This is a genomic window from bacterium (genome assembly GCA_040755795.1).
GTDB lineage: Bacteria > UBA9089 > CG2-30-40-21 > CG2-30-40-21 > SBAY01 > JBFLXS01.
In genome coordinates, this window is sequence record JBFLXS010000380.1 from 1 (window position 1) to 4,008 (window position 4,008).

4 protein-coding genes and 1 pseudogene are annotated in these 4,008 nt (G+C 37.6%); 4 read left to right on the forward strand and 1 reads right to left on the reverse strand.

Annotated features, from left to right (window positions below; translation table 11 throughout):
* Positions 1-482 precede the first annotated feature (482 nt).
* Positions 483-1,703 (reverse strand): aspartate kinase, encoded by a 1,221-nt coding sequence (locus AB1414_16970; GenBank protein MEW6609107.1) that lies wholly within the window; start codon positions 1,701-1,703, stop codon positions 483-485.
* A 158-nt stretch (positions 1,704-1,861) separates the two neighbouring features.
* Between AB1414_16970 and AB1414_16975 the strand changes: the two genes are divergently transcribed.
* The 4 genes and pseudogenes from AB1414_16975 (at position 1,862) to AB1414_16990 (ending at position 3,851) form a co-directional block, all read left to right on the forward strand.
* Complete coding sequence (locus AB1414_16975) at positions 1,862-2,791, forward strand: PAC2 family protein (protein ID MEW6609108.1); 930 nt, start codon at positions 1,862-1,864, stop codon at positions 2,789-2,791.
* Positions 2,792-2,887: 96 nt separating this feature from the next.
* On the forward strand, positions 2,888-3,148 hold the full coding sequence (locus AB1414_16980) for a hypothetical protein (GenBank protein MEW6609109.1): 261 nt from the start codon (positions 2,888-2,890) through the stop codon (positions 3,146-3,148).
* A 1-nt stretch (position 3,149) separates the two neighbouring features.
* Positions 3,150-3,566 carry a PIN domain-containing protein gene (locus AB1414_16985; GenBank protein ID MEW6609110.1) on the forward strand — a complete coding sequence of 139 codons (417 nt, stop codon included), beginning with the start codon at positions 3,150-3,152 and terminating at the stop codon, positions 3,564-3,566.
* Positions 3,567-3,749: 183 nt separating this feature from the next.
* Positions 3,750-3,851 (forward strand): annotated as a pseudogene (locus AB1414_16990) (GxxExxY protein).
* The last annotated feature ends 157 nt before the right edge of the window (positions 3,852-4,008 follow it).

Sequence of the window (4,008 nt, forward strand, 5' to 3'; positions counted from 1 at the left end):
GCAACTTATCCTTTGAAGTTGAGTTGATAAAAAATGCTTCACCTATTTTCTTCCCTTTGTGTCCTTTGCGTTACTACTTTGTGCCCTTTGTGGTTTATCCTTTTTTTAACCGCAAAGAACGCAAAGAAATCGACCGCAAAGATTAAAGGAGAAACGGTCATGAGTCTGCGACTCACAAATGACGATGAAAATAGTAGAGGGTAGAGAGAGAAAGAAGAGGCTTGTCTTTCCTTACTTTCTACTTTCTACTCTCTACTTTCTACTTCCTTATTTTCAGAGGAAACACTCATGAACCTGCGGCTCACAAAGGGGGATGAAAATAATGGAAGAACAACCCCCTAACCCCCTTTATTAAGGGGGAATATGTGTTCTAAACCAGAGGATACGAGTCTGTGGATACTATACTAATTCGCTAATCTCTAATTCACTAATTCGCTATTTTCAGAGGAAAATTCACGAAACTCCAGTTAATGACTGAATGCTTACCTTTTTTGGGGCAGATTAAAGGCTTCATGTAATAACTTAACTGCGTCTTCTGCACGGTCTCTTTTAATAATGCAAGATATTTTTATCTCAGATGTGCTAATCATATCAAGATTAATTCCTTTTGATGCCAGGACAGAAAACATTTTTGCCGCTACCCCTGAATGACTTCGCATACCCACTCCAACAATAGAGACCTTGGCAACATTATCATCTGAAGTTATTTCCTTTGCCCCTATTTGTTTAGCCACCTCCTCTACAATTTTAACTGCTCTGGTTAGATCAGATTTACTGACGGTAAAAGAGATTTCATTTGTTTCATTTGAAGGGGCACTTTGAACAATCATATCGACATTGGTATTTTTGTCACTTAATGCCGTAAATATTCTTGCGGCCATACCCGGTTTATCAGGCACATCTAAAATAGTAATCTTTGCTTCATCAAGATTTAAAGTTACCCCACTGACTAATATTTCTTCCATATCTGCTACCTCCTCACAAACTATAGTTCCAGGTGAATCATTAAAACTGGACCTGACATGAATTTTAACTCCAAATTTCTTAGCCATTTCCACAGAGCGTGATTGAAGAACCTTTGCCCCAGCACTGGCTAATTCCAACATCTCTTCATAAGAGATTAATTCTATCTTTCGAGCATCCGGAACAATTCTTGGGTCAGCCGTATAGACACCTTCTACATCCGTAAATATTTCACAAACATCAGCATCTAATACGGCGGCTAATGCCACAGCGGTTGTATCTGAGCCCCCTCTACCCAGTGTTGTAATATCTCCTTCTTCTGTAATGCCTTGAAATCCAGCAACTACCACGATTTTACCTGATTTTAGTTCTTTTAGAATTCTCTCTGTGCTTACCTTTTGAATTTTGGCTTTAGTGTATGCTTTATCTGTCAAAATCTCAACTTGCTGAGCGTTTAGAGATACCGCAGAACACCCCATCGAGGTTAAAGCAATACTCATTAAGGCACAGGAGATTTGCTCACCGGTGGATAATAACATATCCATTTCCCGTTCATCAGGTAGAGGAGTAATTTGGTGAGCTAATTCAATCAAGTCATCCGTCGTATCGCCTAAGGCAGAAACAACAACTACTATTTGATGTTCTGTTTTCTTAGCCCGGACTATTTGTTCTGCAACTTTTTTTATCCGTTCTGGAGTAGCCACTGATGAACCACCATATTTTCTAACAGTTATTCCCATTCTAATTCTCTCCTTATCTGTAGTAACTGGTAACTGGTGAATAGTAATTAGTTACCAGTTACTTACTTTTCTATTTTAAAAAAATTATACCTTATGAAATAAAAAATGTCAATCATTTTTTACTTGCAATTTTTTAACATATCTGGTAATATTAATAGATGACAATGCAACCAGAAATAAAAATTTATAAAAGATTAAAGATAAAGGAGCCGGTGATGATAGCGGCCTGGCCAGGAATAGGTAATGTTGCCTTAGGGGCAATAGATTACTTACAATGGAAACTTAAGGCGACTCCATTTGCCGAAATTGAGATAGAGCAATTAGTAGCTCCAGAGTTAGTTATAATCGAACAGGGTATAGCCAAATTCCCACCAGTGCCTAAAAATGTATTTTATTACCACAAGGATTTGAATTTACTCATATTTGAAAGTGAGGCTCAATTAAAAGATTTACAGGGTTTGCATTTAATGCTGAAGGTTTTAGATTTTGCCAAACAACTTGAGGTTCAAAGAATTTATACCGCCGCGGCATTCCCGGTAGTTATTACTCATAAAGATGACTCGCTTGCCTTTTGTGTAGGAAATAATAAATCAATTAGAGATTATGTCTATCAACATGGGATAGAGATAATGAAAGGAGGACAAATTTCAGGACTAAATGGTTTATTATTATCTTATGCCGGACTACTAGGGATAGAAGCCGCTTGCATTTTAGCCAGCATTCCACAGTATATGATTAATTTCCCAAATCCAAAGGCATCAAAAGTCATAATCGAGACTTTGGGAAAATTATTGAATTTTAGAGTGGAGATGACAGAAATAAACCTTGCTATTCAAGAGATTGGAATGAAAATGGATATGATTGAGGATAAAATAAAAGGTGTTCTTCCTATCCAGGAAGAGAAAAAGACTGAAGAAAAAGAACATAAAGTCCCTGATAATATTATGGAAAAGATAGAAAAACTATTTGAAGAGTCAAAACAGGATAAACAAAAGGCTCATAAGTTAAAAGAAGAATTAGACCGTTGGAATTTGTATAATTTATACGAGGATAGATTTTTAGATTTGTTTAGAAAAGAAGGACAATAAGTTATGAATTTCGGGGACGGCTCACTTTTGTTTGAAATCTTGCGGTTAGAAAATGAAGTTAAAATTGGAAATTAGAAATAAAAAGGAGATGGTTCTATGGGACATACATTGACTTTAGAAGTGCCAGAAAAGATATACGAACCCCTAATAAGAACGGCAAAACAGACAGGACGGACGCCTGAAAAATTGGCTCTCGAGTGGTTGAAGACTGCCATTCGCACTACTGTTGAAGATCCGGTAGAGAATTTTATCGGGGTCTTCAAGAGTAACATTCCAGATTGGGCAGATCAACATAACAAATACATTGGGGCGGACTTGATGAAACAAATAGAGTATAAAGGAGACAAGGATAACTGATATGTCTGAACTATTTGCTGACACATCGGGATGGGGCAATTTGGTTGATTCAACGCAGCCTTACCATGCGTTGGCAGCAACCATTTATCGGACATCCCGTCAACAGGGACGGAAAGTCATTACAACTAACTATGTTATTGCTGAATTAGCAATGTTAATGACCAGTCCTCTACGCATTCCTCGGACAAGAGTGATTGCGTTTATTGCAGGTTTAAAAAACTCACCTTATGTTGAAGTTGTGCATGTGGACTTGAGACTTGATGAACAGGCTTGGCAGCTATTCAGAAGCCATCAGGATAAGGAGTGGAGCCTTGCGGATTGTGCGAGTTTTGTAGTGATGAGACAGCGTGGTATGGGAGAAGCTTTGACAACCGACCATCACTTTGAACAAGCAGGTTTTATTCGTTTGCTGAAATAAGAAGGAATCGGAGTCAGACATCGAAAAGAGAATTAGGCTAGAGAAAAAGGAATATGAGGACATCTTTAAGGAGAAGATAGAGAGAGATTGCCTAACCAATCAATGAAGTGGATTTGCTTCGCTCACCGCTTATTTCAGTGTTAGACTAAAAGAGATTAAACCACGAAGGGCACGAAGTGAAATTTGATGAAATATCTAATAAAATTAGCAAATATCAAGGTTGGTCTATTGATAAATTTCAATGTGGAAAAATTGAAAGAAGGCATAAAGAGACTTGTTCTGTAACATCTTCGTGTCCTTCGTGCTCTTCGTGGTGCTGGAGTTTCGTTAATTTAAGGAGCCATTGAGGCTATCTGAATCCTTATCAATCTGTTTATTTTGCTCAAAGATGGCAAAATTAGGCTCAAAAGCCTGATGATTTTTTTGCAACTTATCCTTTGAA